Genomic DNA, 18,466 nt, shown 5'->3' on the forward strand with positions numbered 1-18,466 from the left:
GCGTAGCGGTTAACCGCTACGCTGTGTGTGGGAGTCTTTTAGCTTTTTTACAGTGCATGTGTTCGAGTTAGTGGTTCGTTTCTTTCCTCGGGTGGCTGCGACGGTATTCCTCGACCAAATGAGCAATACCTGGCACAGCCTGGGATAGCATCCAGGTCATAAGCGCTATAAGGATGCCTATGGTGATAAGGGTTAGCACCAACCATCCCAGTGTCGGGCCGATGCCGTTAGCCTCCTGGACGTGGCTCCACAGAGCACCCATGCCTTCAGGTATGCCGAGCATACTTAGCAGCCCTTTCCCCAAGGCGCCGACAGCAACGAGTGCAATAGTAACGAAGAGAACACTGGCTGCAATCCACGAGGCAGACATGCAGGCCTTAATGAAGTGAGTGTTTGATTTTGCCATGTCCTCGTTATACTGCTTGCGCTCTGCGCGTATCTCCTCCAGCAGCTTTTCGTTGGATTCCTTCTCCTGGAGCAAGGCGCTGCGGGCCTTCTTAGAGGCTTCTGCTGCCTTGTGCAGGCTTTCTGACTCTTTCGACATTGCCTCAGAGACCGCTACTGCTACCAGTGGCTCCAGGTCAGTAGTCAGGCTGGCCGTCATCTGGTTGTTGAGGCTCTGGGCTACTGCTTGGCTGGAAGCCCGGTCGAGCTGGATGGGGCTTTGTGCTGCCCTGATTACCTCCCGTTGCAGCTTTACGAGCTGCGACATCTGCTGATTTAGCTCGAGTAGAGTTCCCTTGACCCCGTCCATGCCGCTGGGCAGTGCCTCGATATTCCTTATCAGGCCGGTGATCATCTGTTGCACTCCCATCATCGTTACCTGGAAGTGACTGCTGCTCACGTAGTTCTTGTTCTCGGCGAGCTTGCCCCTTACGCTTCCTAATTCGGTCTCCACTTTCGCTAATCGCGTTGAGAAGTCGCTGGGCAGACTGTTGATAATCTCCCCCGCGTTCTCCGGCAGACTCTTCAGTTTCTCCTGCGTCGCCTTGATAGCCCTCTCCGCCTTGTCCAGGCGCGGGCTGACGATCTTCAAGACGCTTTCCGCCTTGCCCTTGGCTGCTGCCTGGGCCATCTGTTTCATCTCGGTCACTGAGACCATAATTAAATCCCTCCTGGGAGTAGTAGTTATCCTCTTCCTCCTCGTCATCGAGAAGGCTGGAGCCGTATTTCGCCTCCAGGTCATCGTCAATTGCATCAGCTTGGAGTTCCACCTCCTGTCGCGCAACGAGAGCTGCCTGAGCTTCGTTAACGCGCTCGGTCACACCCTCTAGCGAATAGCTGCGGCCTAATTTCGAGCCGGCCTTAGCTGCTTTACGCTTTCGGGTACGCCCGGCCTTCGTGGTGTTCGTAAAATAGGCCTCCTCTCCGTCGTCATCGACCAGGGCCACGGTTAACGACTCGCCCTCGGTCTTTGAGTTAGGCTGCACTTTCAGGGACAGGTTGTAGTCGCCAGCAACCTCTAGCGCCTTGACCAGCGGGTCCTCAGCATCGGCTACTCGTTCATCAGCACACAGCGCGTCTATGCGCTTGCGAGCGAAATCAGCCCAGGTGATTGCTGTTAATTCATCCACGCCCAGGCCCGTCGAGTCGGTGGACTGGCCCTCTTTGCGTGCCCTGCGCTCGGCAGGAAGTAGCGATATTTCCGGCTTTATCGGCTTGCTTCCATTGCCTCCCTGCCGGCCTCCCGGCTTGCCCAGGACACGCATCCCCAACTCGCGCATCAACTCATCGTTGACGTTGCGCAACTTAAACCAGTTACGCATGTCCCTCGGCGCAGCCTTCTTTGTCTGCGGGTCGTGATTGGCAAAGACGATGTGGTTGTGGACGCAGCCGCTTTTACTGTCGGTGTGCGTGGCAACGGTAAACGGAACTCCCGTGCCTTTAGTCAGCCGCATCGCCAGCTCTGAACCGGCTGCATTAGCCCGAGCTACATCAGCCGGGTCATCCTTATCCAGCTCGTCTTTCGCCCACGACTGGATATAAATAATTGCTTGGTCAGTGCGCTGAGCCGGAGCATAACGCTCCATCTCGTCCACACTGGCCTCCATGAAGTCCACTCCAGACCAGCGGCCAGATGTCGCCGACGGCGAGAACGATTCAGCATTAGGTTGAACCGTGCATAAAGCATCAGCTCGCACCCGACCCTTGCGGGCATTGTCTGCCGTTCCGTAGACGGCATACACCGTCGCCGCGCGGAGGTTCTGACTGTAGCTAATCTTGATTGTGGACAAAGTCTTTCACCTCCTGGCGGAGAGAATCGACTTTATCAGCGATGCCTTCTACCAACTCGGACACCGATTCAGTCCCGTCGATATTGGCGCGCCGAGCCAGCTGGTTCAGATTGATGCCAATCCGACGCAGCTGCTCGTTCATCTCGTCCCACCGGCGCAGCGTCTCCGGGGCCAAACGCTTCTGCGTTAGCACGCTCTCCTCCTCTGCGAGGACATAGAGAGCTTCCCGGAACACGACTGCTTTTTGCACACCTGCGAACCGTGCGACCTCCTCGACAAATTTGTCCAAATCCTTGTCGAGGCGCACGGTTGTCCGCGAATATGTCGAGAACTTGTCTCGCATATCCACCTCCTACATTCCATACTTACTGTGGCAGGGTGGCCCCGACTGCTGACGCAGCCAGGGCCACAGTCTGTTAGTGAGGGTCACGCTTCTCCGGTGTCGGCCCCCTGAATCTGCTGCGCATCTTCAGGCGTACTCGCCACCGTCAAAGACGGCCCTCCCTAACAGGCGGCGGCCAGCAAGCCACTCGGGCACCTCCGGTGCCTCGTGGCGCTGGCGAGGGAGATTCTCTCCCTCGACCCTCTGGCCCTACGCTCACTGACCGTAGTAGTCAGTTTGCTCCGGTCCTGCGGGGGATTCCTCCGGCTCTGGGGAGCCTTCGGAATCTGCCTCAGAGGCTTCGTCAGCCTCTTCGTATTCCCCGCCGTGGGAGTCCTCAGAACCCTCCGACTCCTCCGACTCTGTAGAGTCATCGGAGCCTTCATCGGCTTCTTCGTCCTCCGACTCCTCCGGCTCGGTAGAGCCTTCGGAATCGACTTCGGAGCCTTTATCAGCTCCTTCGTCCTCCCCGCGATGAGCGCCCTCGTCCTCCTCGGACGCTTCGCGGGAGGGGGCCACCTGTGCGCCGCATTCCACGAGCAGTTCCCAGACAGAACGGTCGAGAAATGCGGCCCATTTGCTCGACGGTTCATAAACGCAGGCGGCGAGAACTTTGCCTAACCTACGCTCAATTTCCTCGAACTCCGCAGCCAATTCGGCTTCCTCTCGCTTCTGCTTCTCCAGGCGAGCTTCAAACTTTTTTATCGCAGAAGCGGTCTGAGACTTCGTAATCATAGTTCTGGTTCCCATCCTTTATCTGTGTCGTTTTCTTCTGGTTCATTCTGGAAAAGAGGGGCAAATCGCGGGTCTTTAACCGTGACGTTACGGGGCTTGCGCTCGGGCTGGCCCGGGGGATTGCCGTTGGGCTTGCCCTGCATTTTCCTGTCGCGTTCGTCAAGCTCTCGTGACAGCTGGTCTATTTCGGCATCGACCTTTTTCCTCTCCTCCCTAAGCTGCTCCAGGGACACGCCCTCTGCGGGAGCGTGTTGGGCAAGATCCTCGAGAATCTCCTGGACGCGATTAGAACGACGAATGATGTCGGCGCAGTCTAGGCCGACTAAACCTGCGATAAGGCCTTTTGCAGATTCCTCGGCTTCGTAGCGTTCCTTCGACCCGCCGCGAGGTGTCCGGGGTGGCTGCGGTGATTGTGGCTCCATGGCCAACTCCTTTCTTTAGGTTGCGGTATTTCGGTGCCATCGGGCACTTGGGTTAAGCGCCCGATGGTTCAAGGCTTCCCAGGGGTACTGTGTTTCCTGCGTTGTTAACGTCTCTGTGACGATAAAAGTGCCTAGGGGAGGGCTGCGAGAGAGCTGCATGCAAACCGCCTACTTACACTCAGACCAGTTGTCGCCAGGGCCAGCTGAATCCGAGAGCACAGGGACAGAGACCCCACCAGAGGAAGGCAGCTCGACAGCCTTAAAGGCGGCTACCACACACTCCTTAATCCCCTCAGCACGCTCGCGTGGCACCGAGAGAATAATCTCGTCATGGACGAAAATGCGTACCATCTCCAGGACTTCCCTCGGGAGATTGAGAACGCCCTCCAGGAATACGTCTCGGGCCGTGCCTTGACCGTATGCAGCCGGTGCTTGGGTATAAGCCCTATCTCGTGCGACAGCTACACGGCGACCGAAGCCGGTGGAAACCCAGCCACGAGTCTCGGCGCTTTTACGCAGAGACTCTTTGAAGGACTCCAGCTCCGGGAACTCACGATGCAGGCGGTCAAGCTGAGACCGAGCCTCAACAACAGAGATGCCAGCATGGTCGGCAAACGACTTTGGCCCCATGCCGTAGTTTGCCGCATGGCCGAGAGCTTTAGCCTCAGACCTGCGGGACTTATCGCCAAATACACGGACAGCCATCTCTGTATGTGCGTCACGACCAAGCGCGAATAGCTCTGAGTAGCGCTCGTCACCGCTGCCAGCAGCCATGCACCTAGCATCAATCTGGCTCAAATCCACGCTGATAAGAACCTCGTCAGCACTATCCGAGAGGATCATCTCGCGTTGACGGATAAGCCTTTTATCACGAGAACCGAAAACCGTCATACCTGGATCTTTGGTGCTCAAGCGTCCAGTGTTCTGACTGGACTTAATAGACGGGTACACACGGTCACCGTGCAGATACTTTTTAATCGTCGCAGCAGGCGTCGAGGCTTGCAGCAGTGTTTGCATCCTGGTCGCCAGCTCGACTACCTCGGGGGTGCCTGCATGTTGCTTAGCAAGCTCCTGCATCGCCTTACCGCTAATCGAGATTCCACCTTTCTTTGTACGCGGCACTTCGGCACCGAATCGGCCAAAGTAGTCTGCAATAGCCTGCTTGCCATCTACCGAAGCCCATGGCGACGTACCTTCGTCGGGCATACCGACAGTGTCTACTAGCCACTGTCGGATATTGCTTTTCGTCTGTTCTTCCTCCGCGAAAAAAGCCTCGACCTTACCGGTGTCTACACGGATACCTTTCGCTTCCACGACGGATAGAGCGTACGTCTTTTCGTGCTCACGCTGGAGATATTCCTCGCCCACTGCGTCGATGGTCTCAGGCAGAAGCTTGCTGTATACGGCAGTGTTCGCCCGCACGTCCTGGAGCGCGTACTTGACATAGTCAGGGTGATCGGTGGGTATCTTGTCGAAGCCACCAAACTGCTCCGCCTGCGCGTCAAGTACTGTTTTCCCATCTTTGAGCAACTTTCCACCAACGCTGTAACGTGACGCGACAGCATTGAGGTCGTACTTTAAGTTCTTAGCACCACCTGCAGCCAGCCGCGCCATGACGAGAGTGTCATGCACACGGTTAGACTTCACCAGAGCCTCAACATCGAGACCATAAAGACGGCGTAGCGCAGCCAGGTCGTATTGGACGATGTTGTGGCCTACGACCACGCCTGCACGCTCGATTAGAGGTAGCAGCTCACCTGCAATATCGGTTGTAGCTACAGGTTCTGCACCATTGATGGAGTAAGTAGCCAGCCGGACAAAGCCAGGGTCATCCGTCACGTGCAGGTCATCGGCACTGCCGGTCTCCAAGTCGAATACCAGCGTGTCAACACTATCTGTATCCGAAGGCTCAGGTGTTGCAGGCGTAGAAGGCTCTGGCGGCACACTGTTATCGGGACCAGCACCAGGGCCGGGGCCACCACCCCAGTCATCCTCGCACACCACATGAAAAAGCTTCGTGTGGTGCTTTACACCAGCGCTTTCAAGACAGTATCCACCAATCCACGCGCCTTGCAGACGGGAGTAGACACGCCCGAGGCGGCGTGCTGAGACCTCGTCCAAAGAAACCAGACCCTCAGGCAGAGGGACATAGTCGCGGGAGTCAGCGATCTTGCATTCTGCGTCGAAGGCGCGAAAATCGTCGCCCTCCATTGCTTCATAGAGCCACGCTAGGTGCTCAGCGTTTTCCTGCTCAGAAGCGTTATACCGTGCTCGGATCTCCTCCAAGTCTGTCGTGAGATCGGCATACCCGACGTGCTCCAAGGTGCCACCGACCACGTGATACCAGCCCTCGAAAGAGCCGAACGGGCCGGCCACATTAGGCGATGGCCTGCCAGCCACAGCCCATGCACGGATTAGTGTCAGTGCCGCTGCCAGCAGTTCACGCCGGTGAGCACGCACATATCGGCGCAGGTGAGGATGCCGGAAACCGCTGCGAGATTCAGGCCTGGAGCACTTCGGGTCGAGAAGAATAGGAACGACACGGCGGGCCAGGTCGCCGTCAACAGCGATATTATTTCCGGCTGCGTACACGCACAGGTTGTTTTGTACCGAAATCATGCGCGACTCACCAAGGATGCGGTCGGTATAAGACTCGGCTGTCAGCAGGGCAGATAGAGCTTTACTATCCACACCGACGCTACATTCGTCGAGGAAAAGTGTTGCAGCACCAGCAAAAAGCTTCGACGCAATTACCTTCCGCATCTCTGTCTCAGTACCAGGCAAGTCCTGCACCGCAGCAGTCTCGCCTGTTGCGATCAGATGGAAAACATCTGTGAGCAGACCTTTTCCAGAGGATCGGCGCACGGCAGAAATCACGTGCATGGGTGCTGTAGTAAGCATCGGGCGCGCCAAGGGAGTTAGCAGAGCACCGAGAGCACGGGTGCGATCAGCAGGAGTTACCCACGGAAAATCGTAGAGAACATCCTCAAGCAGCACCTTTGCATTCTCCACGTCCTGATCACTTGGTTTATCTGGCACAGAGATACCGGTAAGGGAATCGTCGAGGTCTACATAGACACCCGTGCCCTTGTGGTAACCCGAGCGCGTGATAATTTCGCCAGTCTCTGTAACCAGCGGCGACCGCGTCACGCTGTGCAGCGGCGGCAGACTATCGGTATAGAAAGGAGTGAAAATCACGTCGATATCTTTGTCCATCGGTGCCACGACAGTGGTGGAATCGTCAGTTTCACGCACCAAATCGAAAGCAGCAGCAGCCAGACGCCGCCCCGTTGCACGGTCTACCGGCACCAGGACAGCCTGGCCATCACGCCGAGAAATCATTACAGGACGAGAATCCTGGCGAAACAGTGTCACACCTGCATGTTTACTCTCAATTGCCTCCCAAGCTCGATCCCATAGCGTTTCAGGCGGCAAGTCGGTATGAAGCTTCGGACGCGAGTCGTTGCGAGTCTCGTCAGTGTTGCTGCGCTGCTTCTTGCTAGCACGCTTCGGCATCTTGCTGGCAGGCTTAGCCTGCGCCTGGCGAATCCACAGTTCAAGCATCTCCGAGCGCTCGCCATCGTCCACAGTGGCAAGGACATCATCTAACCCTTGCGACCCGTGGCCTGGCATACGCACGAAACGGACAGGGGATGCACCCCACGCCTTACAGTGTTCACCAAGGCCTTGCGCACCGTCGTAGACAGCACGGTTAGAGCCAGCATCAGCATCAGGGATGATGTAGACAGACTGCCCTTTAAGACGGGCAAAAGCAGGGTTAGGCCCGTCCTCGCCACCCATCCATGTCTGAATACCAGGGATGCAGTACACAGCAGTCGTGTCATCAGTCCAGGTCATCGCAGCAAGAGCCTGCTTCGTACCCTCGACCACCAGCACGCGACGTGTGGCACTCGTAATCGGTCGCCGCTCGATAAACGACGGCGAGATATTCGACCCTTCTTTCTTCGGGCAGATGTATTTACGGGGTCGCCCCTCCTCGTCCACCAAAGAACCAGGTTGTGGCTTTACTTGCCACGTCACACCGCGCCCGGCCTCAACCATTGGATAGACCAAAGCCGGAAGGGTGTCGTTTCTATCTGCAATCCAGCGCAACGGCTCAGGCAGCTCGTCACGGGTGGAGGCAGTATAGACACCAGTTGCAGCGATTGTTTCATCGCTAATAGCAGAGGCATGAAGCTCAGCTAGATGGTCTGAATTAAGGTCAATGTCTGGACTTATGACAGTCGAGGCAGTAGAATCAGAGTTGTTCAGATTATGAGAGGCGCTCTCCGGGGCGCTTTTCTTATGTGTCACGCCGCTGCACCCCCAGACAGAACAGTTGTAAGGCGGCAACGTTGCTCCTCACTTAAAGCAGGCGCAACAGCTACAATGGCATCGACGAAATCCTCGACAGTCGCCGGGCGGTGACATGCCGCTAAGTAAGCATCGAGATCGGCGCGGCTTACTCGGTACGTGCCGCCGATAAGATGTGCTCCCAGCTCGCCACGCTTAATCCTGTCGCGCAGAACGTCAGCGCTGCCGAGACCCATGTCGGTGAGGTCAGCGAGGGTATAAAACGAAAGACGGGGGTTGACCGCAGGAGCGGTAACAGAGGAAGACAAAGCGTACTCCAGACAGCATTAATCGCTATCCGGAGAGGGGTGCGTTCCCGGCTTATATCTGGGCGGTCTGAGAGCACCGTGCGCAGCTTCGCTTTACGGGAGCGCTAACTCCCTACCCAACCTCTGTCCCCAGCCTGGCTTGCCGTTCCAGGACTTACGCGGATGTATCTTTTATCGTCGGAGAAACGGCATGCTCGTGCCGTCGGGGCTACCCATTTTAAGCATTGTTCTCGGGGTTATCCCTGCCGACTCCCTCGCATAACGGAAAATCGACACTGATGACAAGTATAGGGAGCAACCCGCCAGCCGTCAAGAAAAAAGAGCACTTTTTCGGCACAGGTCGCCGCCGTTAGGTACGGGACATGTAGGGGTTGGCGCGGCCTAGGTACCGTCCGAGATTGCTCCGGTGCTATCAGTCTTACTGCGTGCTTTTTGGTGGGGGTTATGGGGCTTATGGGGCTTGGATTTCGGCCCTCTATGCAAAACATGAAAAAATGGAAGATTAGGTACACAAAACCTTTTAAATTTTCCTATTTTCTAGCGCAGGGTTAAAAGTAAGCCCCCTAACCCCCACCTGCTGCTGTACCGTGCTGCTGTGCTGCCGTGCTGCTGTGTATGGAAATGCTATATAGTACCCACAACCCACATTCATTTAAGTCGGAGCTCCTACGCACCCTCGTCACCGCGCTTGCAGCTACCCATAGTCCGGACGAGCTGAACCTCGTACTGGTGGATTTCAAAGGCGGCGCTACTTTCTTAGGATGTGACCACCTGCCGCATACCTCTGCAGTGATTACTAACTTGGAAGAGGAATCTACGCTGGTAGAGCGCATGTACGATGCCATCTCCGGCGAGATGAACCGCCGCCAAGAGTTGTTGCGCACCGCCGGAAACTTCGCCAACGTCAGCGAGTACAACGCTTCCGCCGCTGCAGTACGCGAGCACGGGCCACTGCCCGCCTTGGTCATTGTTGTTGACGAGTTCTCGGAGCTTTTGGGCCAGCACCCTGATTTTGCGGAACTTTTCGTTGCCGTTGGCCGCTTGGGGCGCAGTCTCCACGTGCACCTGCTTTTAGCCTCTCAAAGACTTGAAGAAGGCCGGTTGCGGGGGCTGGATTCCCACCTGTCCTACCGAATCGGGCTAAAAACCTTCTCTTCGGCGGAATCCCGTCAAGTATTGGGCGTGGCCGATGCCTACCATTTGCCCGGCCAACCCGGCGCGGGCTACCTCAAGTCTGATGCCGAGGCGTTGATTCGTTTCCAAGCCTCCTATGTTTCTGGGCCCGTGCCGCGCCGGGCGATAGCTGAAGCTCATGGGGACGGACCCGCCGTAGCCCGCGGCCGCGTGCAGTTCTTTCGAGGTTGGGCAGAGGAGGAAGAAAGCACTAGCCCTGTGGTTGTTCTCGATGACACCACCACTGTGCTTAGCGAGGTCGTGCGTGCCGCGGCAGAAGAAGCCCGATTGCGTGATCAATCGGCGCACCGTATCTGGCTGCCGCCGCTACCACCGGTCATTGAGCTATCTGCATTACCCGGACTGTCTAGCGGAGCGGACGTGGGCGCCTCGTCGTTTGTTGCAGGTAACGGGACGCTGCTGGCTCCCGTCGGCATTATCGATAGGCCGTATTATCAACGTCAAGATGAACTGATAATTGATTTCCACCAGCACGGCGGGCACATGGCCCTATGCGGCGGCCCGCAGTCAGGAAAATCAAGTGCGCTGCGCACCATCGTCTCGGCTCTGGCGCTACGGCATAGCCCCAAGGCGGCACGCTTCTACGTCATCGATTTGGGTGGCGGTCAGCTAGCGTCTTTGGAGAGACTTCCCCACGTTGCCGGAGTTGCTGGACGAGATGAAGGGGAAAAGGTGCGGCGAATCGTGGACGAAGTAGCCGGCTTTATTCGCCGCCCGGAACAGTGCGCAACCTTCCTCGTTATCGATGGCTGGCACCACATTGGCACCTCCAATGCAGAGTTTGAAGACATAGCGGAGAAAGTTACAGAGATCGTCGCCGATGGCGCCTCTGCCCACGTACATGTCATCATTGCCACCTCGCGGTGGACCACGATGCGCCCCGCCATTCGCGATCTCATAGCCAACCGACTTGAGCTGCGTCTTGGTGAGTCCTTGGATTCGCTAATTGACCGCAAGTTGCAGCAGAAGCTACCCAGCGCGCCGGGCCGCGGGCTTACCTTGGCCGGAGAGAATATGCTTTTGGCTCGCACATCAAACCAGGACATCGCCCACATTTGCCGCGTTCATGCCGCAGCCGATCCAGTTCCGCAACTCAAGATGCTGCCCGCGGTACTCACCCCGTCTGCCCTTGCTACTCAAGGGAACGTTCCCGACGGCGAGATCGCCTGGGGTATCGGCGGACGGGATCTCGATCCGCTGACGTGGAATCCATCGCGCGAGCCGCATCTAGTGGCCATAGGAGCGCAGGGTTGCGGCAAGTCCACCTTCTTGGCGCAGATAATGCGCGGCATCTGCGCCTTCGCGCGGGAAGACGCTCGCCTTGTGGTCATCGACCAGCGGCGGGCTCACTTAGGAACCTTGAACCAAGACATGGTTGCCGCTTATGCCGCAACGCAGACAAGTGCACAAGAGACCATTCTCGATACTGTCCGGACACTGGAATCCCGCCTGCCGGGCCCGGATATTACCCCAGCGCAGCTCGCCGCACGAGACTGGTGGGAGGGCCCAGATATCTACTTAGTCATCGACGATGCGGACCTGCTGAGCGATATTGCCCTTTCACCGCTCCTGGAGCTACTCCCGCACGCCCGCGACATTGGCTTGCATCTCATCGTCGCTCGCAAGTCTGGTGGCATTGGCCGCGCCCTTTTCGGCCAATTCTTCTCTGCAGTGCGCGATCTTCAACCAGCGTTGCTGCTTTTCGACGCCGACCGGGACGAAGGCACCATCTTTGGCCTTAAACCCAGCCAACAACCACCCGGTCGCGGTCAGTGGAGCATCCGCGGTGAAAACCTTGGCGTCGCCCAAGTGGTGTACCCAGAAGGAGAGAAGTAAATGACCACCAACCTCAGCGCGAATTCGCACACCGACGCCCCAATCACTGACGGTGGGGAGACTAACGCCGTACCAATTACCGTCACGATCCTGGACGCGGTCACCATTTTTGAAGGGCCTGATTCGGTATACCGCTACGACCTGCCGGGTACCGGCATCGTGGAAGGTTGGGCTTTGGGCCAGGTCATGGATCAGATTTCAAAGTTGGCCGGACCGTCCTGGCCCGACGTGGAAGCTTGCGTGGTGGCAGACTCGTCCGGCACGGACATTGCGCAGGAAGCCACCACCATCGTCAGCCGGCAATTGGAAGTCACCGGGGTGCGGCTCATTGACCCAGAACCAGCTATCTCCTCGTTAGCTACGTCAACCTCATTTGGAACTCCTACTCATCCGGCTACGGAGATTGCGGAACCAGCTTCTCCCACCAGAGTGATGGAAGCGCCAGCCTATGATGAGCCAGTAACACCAAGCTGGTCCGACCGGCTGCGCGGTTGGCTCGGGGCTATTGATATCTTCCACCTCGCAATTGCAGTGGTCATTATTGCCGTTGCCGGAGCTTCCTGGTGGGCTATCGGCGCACGAGATTCAGCAGACAGTGATGCCGCCTCAGGTGATTCCCGCCCACAACCACGCGCTGCAGAGCCGAGCCGCGATACCGCGGTGGAATCCGTACCCAACTCGCCAGAGTCTGGTGCCACGGGTGCTGCAGAACCGGGTGGTGATGAATTACATCCGGGAGAAAAGCGCTTAGATATTGAGGGAATGTCTGTGGTCGTTCCCACCGGGTTTCATACCAAGGTAGAAGATGGGTTGGTTACCGCCACCGGGGAGGATCCGAACCTGCGTATCCTATTGGCGGCGGATGAAATGTTTAACGTTCCGGCGGATGCACTTTTTAAAGAAATCCGCGCGCAGGTCGACGAAGACCCGGCGCTACGCGATGCTACCGATAAGGCCGGGCGCCTGAGCTATACCGAAGACCCAGGGGACGGCTCTTTGGTGGAGTGGACTACCTGGGAAGACCGTGGGCATCAGATGTCTGTGGGGTGCCATACCCGCCACAATTCCAATGCTGTCCAAAAGGCAGCCTGCCGCATGGCTACGGAAAGCCTGGTCAAAAAATAGTCTTAAAAACTTTGTCCCAGACGGGAACCGTTTGGCAGAAAGTTCAGTCCAATAAAGGTGAGAAAGCACAGATGCTTTTTCGGGGGAATATACACAATCTCATCCGCCCTAAGGAGGGGCGCACTCTTATGTCTCAGACTTTCAAGACACAAGCCGATGTCATGGTTGCCACCGCCGGCAAAGTCGATAACACCAATGATGAAGTCCAAGGCGAGCTCACCCGCCTGCAGGGAGTCGTCGACTCTGTGCGCGGAAGCTGGGTAGGCCAAGCCCAGGTCTCATTCGATGACCTGATGCAGCGCTACAACACCTCTGCACAACAGCTGCGCGAGGCATTGGCCTCTATCTCTGACAATATCCGCAGCAACGCCCACAACTTCGACAACGTGGAAGCAGAAAACGCCCAGGCATTCTCCAATGTTGGTGGCGGCCTCGCCCTCTAAACCGCACTGCACAGTTCTCTAGTCCACTGACCAAAACCTATAGATTCACAGAAGGGAATCCACCACCACATGTCCGAGATCAAGTACGAATTCGGTGCCATTTCTTCCGCCGCAGCTGATATCAACGCCACCTCAGGTCGCATCAACAGCACCTTGGCAGACCTGAAGGCGCGGCTGCAGCCGATGGTGAGCACTTGGGAGGGCGAGTCCGCAGTGGCTTATAACCAGGCACAGGCCAAGTGGGACAAGGCATCTCAGGAACTCAATACCGTGCTCGCGACCATCTCCAAGACCGTCTCTCAGGGCAATGATGCAATGAGTGACGTTAATCGTCGCGCCGCCGCAAGCTGGGGTTAGATCCGCGCCTCGCCTGCACTGTTTCAGGCTGTCTTGGCCGAGCTTGCGGTGCCACTGACCACACCCGAGTGGCAGGAGGCGGACGCAGCCGCAGTCTTGGCAAAAGATTGCAGCGTGAGCACTTTTTGACCAATACCTCTTTTCCTCTCTTCCACCTTTTCAAGTCGTACCTTTCTAGTCCACACCCACGAGCCGGTACCTTCCGTTTGAGCCGCGGAAGGTACCGGTTTCGGCGTTTTGGTTTTCGAGCAGGTGAGCAAGTAGGGTAGGAGACCTATGTGTTCGCTCGTCGGTTAGCAGCTGGCGAAGCGCTCCCTGCAGGTCTCCACCGGCCGCTGTACGGGAGTGGATGGATGCTTAGCGCTGGCCGGCAGTTCCGAGACAGACTTTCAAGGAGTCAAATTGTCTACTTTCCACCCAAAGAGCGGTGACATCACCCGCAAGTGGTACGTCATCGACGCTACTGATGTGGTGCTGGGCAAGCTCGCTTCCACCGTTGCAGACCTGCTGCGCGGCAAGCACAAGCCACAGTTTGCACCGAACGTTGACGCTGGTGACCACGTCATCATCCTCAACGCTGACAAGATCCACGTTTCTTCCGTTAAGCGCGGCCGCGAGATGCGCTACCGTCACTCCGGCTACCCGGGCGGCCTGAAGTCCATGACCCTGGGTCAGTCTTTGGACGCCAACCCGGTTCGCGTTATCGAAGAAGCCGTTGCCGGCATGATGCCGCACAACAAGCTCTCCCGCGCTTCCATCAAGAAGCTGCACGTCTTCGCAGGCGAAGAGCACCCGTACGCCGGCCAGAAGCCGGAAACCTTCGAGTTTAAGCAGGTGGCACAGTAATGTCTGAGCAGAACATCGACAACAACGTAGCCGACGCTGCTGACATCGCTGCAGCAAGCGCCGCTACCGAAGAGTTCACCAACACCATCGGTGATTCCATCGCACCGGCCGAGACCGAAGAGGTTGAGGCTGCCGCTCCGGTACACGAGGGCCCGATCCAGACCGTCGGACGCCGTAAGCGCGCCGTCGCTCGTGTTCGCCTTGTTGCTGGCTCCGGCCAGATCGTGGTTAACGGCCGCGAGTTCGGCGAGTACTTCCCGAACAAGCTGCACCAGCAGGACATCCTGTTGCCGCTTACCCTGCTGGAGCGCGAGAACCAGTTCGACCTCAAGGTCACCGTCAACGGCGGCGGCCCAACCGGTCAGGCTGGCGCCCTGCGTCTGGCTATCGCTCGTGCACTGAACATCTACAACCCAGGTGACCGCACCGCCCTCAAGAAGGCTGGTCTGCTCACCCGAGATGCTCGTGCAGTTGAGCGTAAGAAGGCTGGTCTGCACAAGGCACGTCGCGCACCGCAGTACTCCAAGCGTTAATCTCGCTTCTACTGCGCGCGCAAGCGCTACGAAAGCCGCTGCTTCCTTTTGGAGGCGGCGGCTTTTGTCATTTCGAGTTTCAGTCGTGTTGCTTCTTGGGGCCCTAGGAGGAAGGTCTAGGTAGGAATAACAGAGCCCGTCTGCCACCGCGGACGTTATGGGAATCGGGGTGGGCCAGACGGGCTTAGCGGTGAAAGTGAAAGTGAAAGTGGATGAGACTATTCCTCGTGTGCCGAATCCTTTTGATGCTTCTCTTCGAATTCTTCGAGCTCAGCTCGTTGCCCATCCCGCACGGATGCTTGGTCTGCTAGGTACTCGTCCGTTGCGGATTCGGTGTACCATTCGTGGAGGTACGGATCATCGCTTTCGATCTTTGCTCCGGCGCCTTGGCTTTCGGGAACGGCAGACGAGCCGAAAATGAAGTCACCGTTATGCTCTTGCAGACCGTGCTGGACGCCTCGGGCGATGGCGGCAGTGGCGTAATTCCTCCGTAGCATTAGCGGATCTCGTGCTAGATCTTTGCCCCACGCGACCATCACGCCGATGAGGATAAAGGCAAAGGGCAAAGAGCAAGACACCATGATTGACTGCAGACCACTTAGAGCATCTTGGCCAGCGATGAGAAGAAGCGCCAAGGAGATCCCGCCCAGGGCAGCTCCCCAAATGATGGAGATTGGTGTTGCAGGCACGGGGCGGCCGGATTGGGACATCGAGCCCATCACATTGGTGGCGGAATCGGCGGCAGTATTAAAGAATACGACCACTGCTACGAGAACGGCGATTGTACTGATGCTAGAAAGCGGCAGCGTTTTCATGACGTCGAACATGACGTTTTCACCGGAATCTTTGATTTCGATGCCGTGTCCGTCGAGGTGAGTTTTGATAGCTGTGGCCCCAAAAATCACGTACCAGAGCAGCGACAGCGACGTTGGCACGAGCATGATGACCAGTACAAATTCGCGGATAGAGCGGCCGCGCGAGATTTTTGCAATGAACATACCGACGAAGGGCGACCAAGAAATCCACCATGCCCAGTAGAGCATTGTCCAAGCGGTAACAAATTCTTTTTCTGTCTCACCTTGCGAGGGAGCAACGGACATCATGTCAGCGAAGTTGTTGAAAAACTGCAACAGTGACGCTGGAATCAGATCGAGAATATACATCGTCGGTCCCGTAATTAGGACGAATATGCCCAAGCCGATAACGAGGCCCATGTTGATATTCGACAGAATGCGAATACCTCGTTTGATGCCGGACATCGCCGAAATGATGAAGATGACGGTGAGTATGGAAATGATCACAACGATTATTCCGTCGCCTTCCAAAGGCTTTCCGGTGACAATCGATGTTCCAGTACGGATCTGTAGCGCGCCAATTCCTAGCGAGGTCGCTGTACCAAAAAGCGTGACCAGGACAGAAAAGATGTCGACGATCTTTCCTATGACGCGGTTATTGGAGTTGGTTGCGATGGGCTCGAAAAGGGAGGAAATGAGCGGTAGACGCCCGCGACGGTAGGCAGCATAAGCGAGGGACCCGCCGACTAGCGCATACACCATCCACGGCAATGTAGCTTGGTGGAGAATAGCTTGCGAGAAGGCTGGCAGGACTGCTGCCTCGCTGGCTGGTTCCACATCGGAGAGATACGGCGGTGGGGTCAAGAAAAGGGATAGCGGCTCCATTGGGCCGTAAAAGACCAGCCCGATTCCCAATCCTGCGGCGAATAGCATTGCGATCCACGAGGAACGGGAGAAGTCAGGTTCCGAATCATCAGAACCTAATTTGATCTTTCCTGTGGGAGCGATTGCAATGGACAGTAGAAAAATCGTAGTCGCGATCATGACAATCGTGAAAAGCCAGCCGAAGTGTTGGACCACCCATGCCTGCAGGTTGGTTCCCGTGCTGGCCAGGTTTTCTGGTGCCACGATCGCCCACACGATGATCGCGATGGTCGCGGCAAGTGCTACTGCGAAGACAGTTTTATTCGTCTTGAAATTGGCACGCGTATCTTCAACGCTGACGCCGGGAATGAGCGCAGGATGGATAGAGCGCTCGCCCGAAGCCGCCTTGGCTATAGCCGATCGTGCCTTCTGCGAAGCAGAATCAAGTGAGTCATCACCTATTGAGCGAGATCTCGTCATGAGAAGTTCCTCTCTAAAGGGTAAGAGCGAAATGTCACTTACTAGATAGTTACATACTTCATCCGAAATGGAACACTTAATTATGTCTTCGGGGTTAACAAGGAAGGACTGGTTGGGGGTTAAACCTGCCTAGGGCCGCCCCAACATGCAATCGCTGGGCACAGGCGTGCATAATTGACTGCATGACTCGACTTTTTGGAACCGATGGCGTTCGCGGCCTCGCGAACAAGAAGCTGACTCCGATTCTGGCCTTGCAACTAGGCCAGGCCGCTGCGGAGGTATTCACCGCCCAGCGGGAATCCTATGAGCGTCGGCCGTTGGCCATTATTGGTCGCGACCCGCGCGTTTCCGGCGAGATGCTGGATGCGGCGATTGCCTCCGGTTTGGCCTCCCGCGGCGTTGACGTGGTGCGCGTGGGCGTGTTGCCGACCCCGGCGATTGCCTACCTGACGGATGATTATGGCGCGGATCTCGGCGTAATGATTTCTGCCTCCCACAACCCTATGCCGGATAACGGCATTAAGTTCTTCTCCGCCGGCGGCAAGAAGCTACCGGACGAAATAGAAGACAAGATTCAGGCCACTATGGAAAACCTCACTGAAGACGGCCCGACTGGCACCAAGTTGGGGCGCATCATTTCGGAGGCGCCAGACGGACGCGAGCGCTACCTCAACCATTTAAAGGAAGTGGTCTCCACGGATTTGAGCGGCATCAAGGTGGTCGTAGATACCGCCAATGGTGCGGCCTCCAAGGTTGCTCCCATCGCCTATGAGGCGGCCGGGGCTGAGGTTATTGCTATCCACAATGAGCCGAACGCCTTTAATATCAATGAGGACTGCGGTTCGACGCATATTGAAAAGGCACAGGCGGCCGTCGTCGAGCATGGCGCCGATTTGGGCCTGGCCCACGATGGTGACGCCGACCGTTGCTTGGCTGTGGACGCCGAGGGCAATGTGATTGACGGCGACCAGATTATGGCGCTGTTGGCCGTGGGCATGAAGGATGATAATGACCTGCGCTATAACACCTTGGTAGCAACCGTGATGTCCAACCTAGGCCTGAAGCTGGCGATGCAGGAACAAGGCATCGAGGTGCGTCACACCGCAGTAGGCGACCGCTATGTTCTAGAAGAGCTCAACCGCGGCGATTTCTCCTTGGGTGGCGAGCAGTCCGGCCACGTGGTGTTGACGGATGATTGCACGACCGGCGACGGCACCCTTACCGGCCTGTCTATCATGGCGCGCATGGCCAAGTCCGGGAAGTCCCTAAAGGAATTAGCATCGGTAATGACCGTGCTACCGCAGGTGCTCATCAACGTGCCGGTTTCTGATAAGGGCGTCATCATGGATGCCCCCGAAGTACAAGAAGCCATCGCTCAGGCCGAGGAAGAACTCGGCGAGACCGGCCGCGTCCTGCTGCGACCTTCCGGCACCGAGGAAGTTTTCCGCGTCATGGTAGAGGCTGCGGACAAGGAGCAGGCCCGCAAGGTTGCAGGGAGGCTTTCCGCCATCGTTTCTTCGGTCTAGAGTCACCGCTTAGTGTGGAAGATTTTTATAATCCGAGGGAACCATTTGGCGCAATCCCCAGTCCAATGAAGGT

Annotated in this window: 14 protein-coding genes and 1 pseudogene; 7 read left to right on the top strand and 8 right to left on the bottom strand. The window is 56.9% G+C overall.

The window, feature by feature from the left end:
- Nucleotides 1-67 precede the first annotated feature (67 nt).
- From ACP8J1_RS02220 to ACP8J1_RS02250, 7 genes are all read right to left on the bottom strand, one after another.
- Nucleotides 68-604, bottom strand: a complete 537-nt coding sequence (locus ACP8J1_RS02220) for a hypothetical protein (protein ID WP_236881326.1) — start codon at nucleotides 602-604, stop codon at nucleotides 68-70.
- A complete protein-coding gene (locus tag ACP8J1_RS02225) occupies nucleotides 582-2,234 on the bottom strand; it encodes a relaxase/mobilization nuclease domain-containing protein (protein ID WP_302518493.1) in 1,653 nt (550 codons plus the stop codon). Before ACP8J1_RS02225 ends, ACP8J1_RS02220 begins: the two co-directional genes overlap by 23 nt.
- On the bottom strand, nucleotides 2,215-2,427 hold the full coding sequence (mobC, locus tag ACP8J1_RS02230; protein WP_284798100.1) for a plasmid mobilization relaxosome protein MobC: 213 nt from the start codon (nucleotides 2,425-2,427) through the stop codon (nucleotides 2,215-2,217). The genes ACP8J1_RS02225 and mobC overlap by 20 nt, the downstream gene beginning before the upstream one ends.
- 405 nt (nucleotides 2,428-2,832) lie before the next feature.
- Nucleotides 2,833-3,351 (bottom strand): hypothetical protein, encoded by a 519-nt coding sequence (locus ACP8J1_RS02235; protein ID WP_239205759.1) that lies wholly within the window; start codon nucleotides 3,349-3,351, stop codon nucleotides 2,833-2,835.
- Nucleotides 3,348-3,773, bottom strand: a complete 426-nt coding sequence (locus ACP8J1_RS02240) for a hypothetical protein (protein WP_046203532.1) — start codon at nucleotides 3,771-3,773, stop codon at nucleotides 3,348-3,350. Before ACP8J1_RS02240 ends, ACP8J1_RS02235 begins: the two co-directional genes overlap by 4 nt.
- A 168-nt stretch (nucleotides 3,774-3,941) precedes the next feature.
- A complete protein-coding gene (locus tag ACP8J1_RS02245) occupies nucleotides 3,942-8,087 on the bottom strand; it encodes a DNA polymerase (protein WP_302518484.1) in 4,146 nt (1,381 codons plus the stop codon).
- Complete coding sequence (locus ACP8J1_RS02250) at nucleotides 8,084-8,395, bottom strand: helix-turn-helix domain-containing protein (protein WP_046203534.1); 312 nt, start codon at nucleotides 8,393-8,395, stop codon at nucleotides 8,084-8,086. Before ACP8J1_RS02250 ends, ACP8J1_RS02245 begins: the two co-directional genes overlap by 4 nt.
- A 648-nt stretch (nucleotides 8,396-9,043) precedes the next feature.
- Here ACP8J1_RS02250 and eccCb point away from each other — a divergent pair.
- The 6 genes and pseudogenes from eccCb to rpsI form a co-directional block, all read left to right on the top strand.
- A pseudogene (gene eccCb, locus ACP8J1_RS02255) lies at nucleotides 9,044-11,425 on the top strand (type VII secretion protein EccCb); the annotation flags it as partial.
- Nucleotides 11,426-12,550: a type VII secretion-associated protein gene (locus ACP8J1_RS02260; protein WP_023020601.1), complete on the top strand. Its 1,125-nt coding sequence runs from the start codon at nucleotides 11,426-11,428 to the stop codon at nucleotides 12,548-12,550.
- A 128-nt stretch (nucleotides 12,551-12,678) separates the two neighbouring features.
- Nucleotides 12,679-12,993: a WXG100 family type VII secretion target gene (locus ACP8J1_RS02265; protein ID WP_023020602.1), complete on the top strand. Its 315-nt coding sequence runs from the start codon at nucleotides 12,679-12,681 to the stop codon at nucleotides 12,991-12,993.
- Nucleotides 12,994-13,062: 69 nt separating this feature from the next.
- Complete coding sequence (locus ACP8J1_RS02270; protein WP_005322746.1) at nucleotides 13,063-13,350, top strand: WXG100 family type VII secretion target; 288 nt, start codon at nucleotides 13,063-13,065, stop codon at nucleotides 13,348-13,350.
- Nucleotides 13,351-13,752: 402 nt separating this feature from the next.
- A complete protein-coding gene (gene rplM, locus ACP8J1_RS02275) occupies nucleotides 13,753-14,196 on the top strand; it encodes a 50S ribosomal protein L13 (RefSeq protein WP_023020603.1) in 444 nt (147 codons plus the stop codon).
- Complete coding sequence (gene rpsI, locus ACP8J1_RS02280; protein ID WP_023020604.1) at nucleotides 14,196-14,729, top strand: 30S ribosomal protein S9; 534 nt, start codon at nucleotides 14,196-14,198, stop codon at nucleotides 14,727-14,729. The genes rplM and rpsI overlap by 1 nt, the downstream gene beginning before the upstream one ends.
- Before the next feature lie 218 nt (nucleotides 14,730-14,947).
- On the opposite strand, the gene ACP8J1_RS02285 is transcribed toward rpsI, so the two are convergent.
- Nucleotides 14,948-16,867: a BCCT family transporter gene (locus tag ACP8J1_RS02285; RefSeq protein ID WP_486696954.1), complete on the bottom strand. Its 1,920-nt coding sequence runs from the start codon at nucleotides 16,865-16,867 to the stop codon at nucleotides 14,948-14,950.
- Nucleotides 16,868-17,049: 182 nt separating this feature from the next.
- Between ACP8J1_RS02285 and glmM the strand changes: the two genes are divergently transcribed.
- Nucleotides 17,050-18,393: a phosphoglucosamine mutase gene (gene glmM / locus ACP8J1_RS02290; RefSeq protein ID WP_023020606.1), complete on the top strand. Its 1,344-nt coding sequence runs from the start codon at nucleotides 17,050-17,052 to the stop codon at nucleotides 18,391-18,393.
- Nucleotides 18,394-18,466 lie beyond the last annotated feature (73 nt).

The organism is Corynebacterium sp. LaCa_205 (assembly GCF_057458085.1).

Excerpts from the sequence above, each read along its gene's own strand:
- ACP8J1_RS02260 (WP_023020601.1), top strand. The coding sequence starts at position 11,426 with ATGACCACCAACCTCAGCGCGAATTCGCACACCGACGCCCCAATCACT.
- ACP8J1_RS02220 (WP_236881326.1), bottom strand. The coding sequence starts at position 604 with ATGACGGCCAGCCTGACTACTGACCTGGAGCCACTGGTAGCAGTAGCG.
- ACP8J1_RS02270 (WP_005322746.1), top strand. The coding sequence starts at position 13,063 with ATGTCCGAGATCAAGTACGAATTCGGTGCCATTTCTTCCGCCGCAGCT.
- ACP8J1_RS02235 (WP_239205759.1), bottom strand. The coding sequence starts at position 3,351 with ATGATTACGAAGTCTCAGACCGCTTCTGCGATAAAAAAGTTTGAAGCT.
- ACP8J1_RS02265 (WP_023020602.1), top strand. The coding sequence starts at position 12,679 with ATGTCTCAGACTTTCAAGACACAAGCCGATGTCATGGTTGCCACCGCC.
- ACP8J1_RS02240 (WP_046203532.1), bottom strand. The coding sequence starts at position 3,773 with ATGGAGCCACAATCACCGCAGCCACCCCGGACACCTCGCGGCGGGTCG.
- glmM (WP_023020606.1), top strand. The coding sequence starts at position 17,050 with ATGACTCGACTTTTTGGAACCGATGGCGTTCGCGGCCTCGCGAACAAG.
- ACP8J1_RS02285 (WP_486696954.1), bottom strand. The coding sequence starts at position 16,867 with ATGACGAGATCTCGCTCAATAGGTGATGACTCACTTGATTCTGCTTCG.
- rpsI (WP_023020604.1), top strand. The coding sequence starts at position 14,196 with ATGTCTGAGCAGAACATCGACAACAACGTAGCCGACGCTGCTGACATC.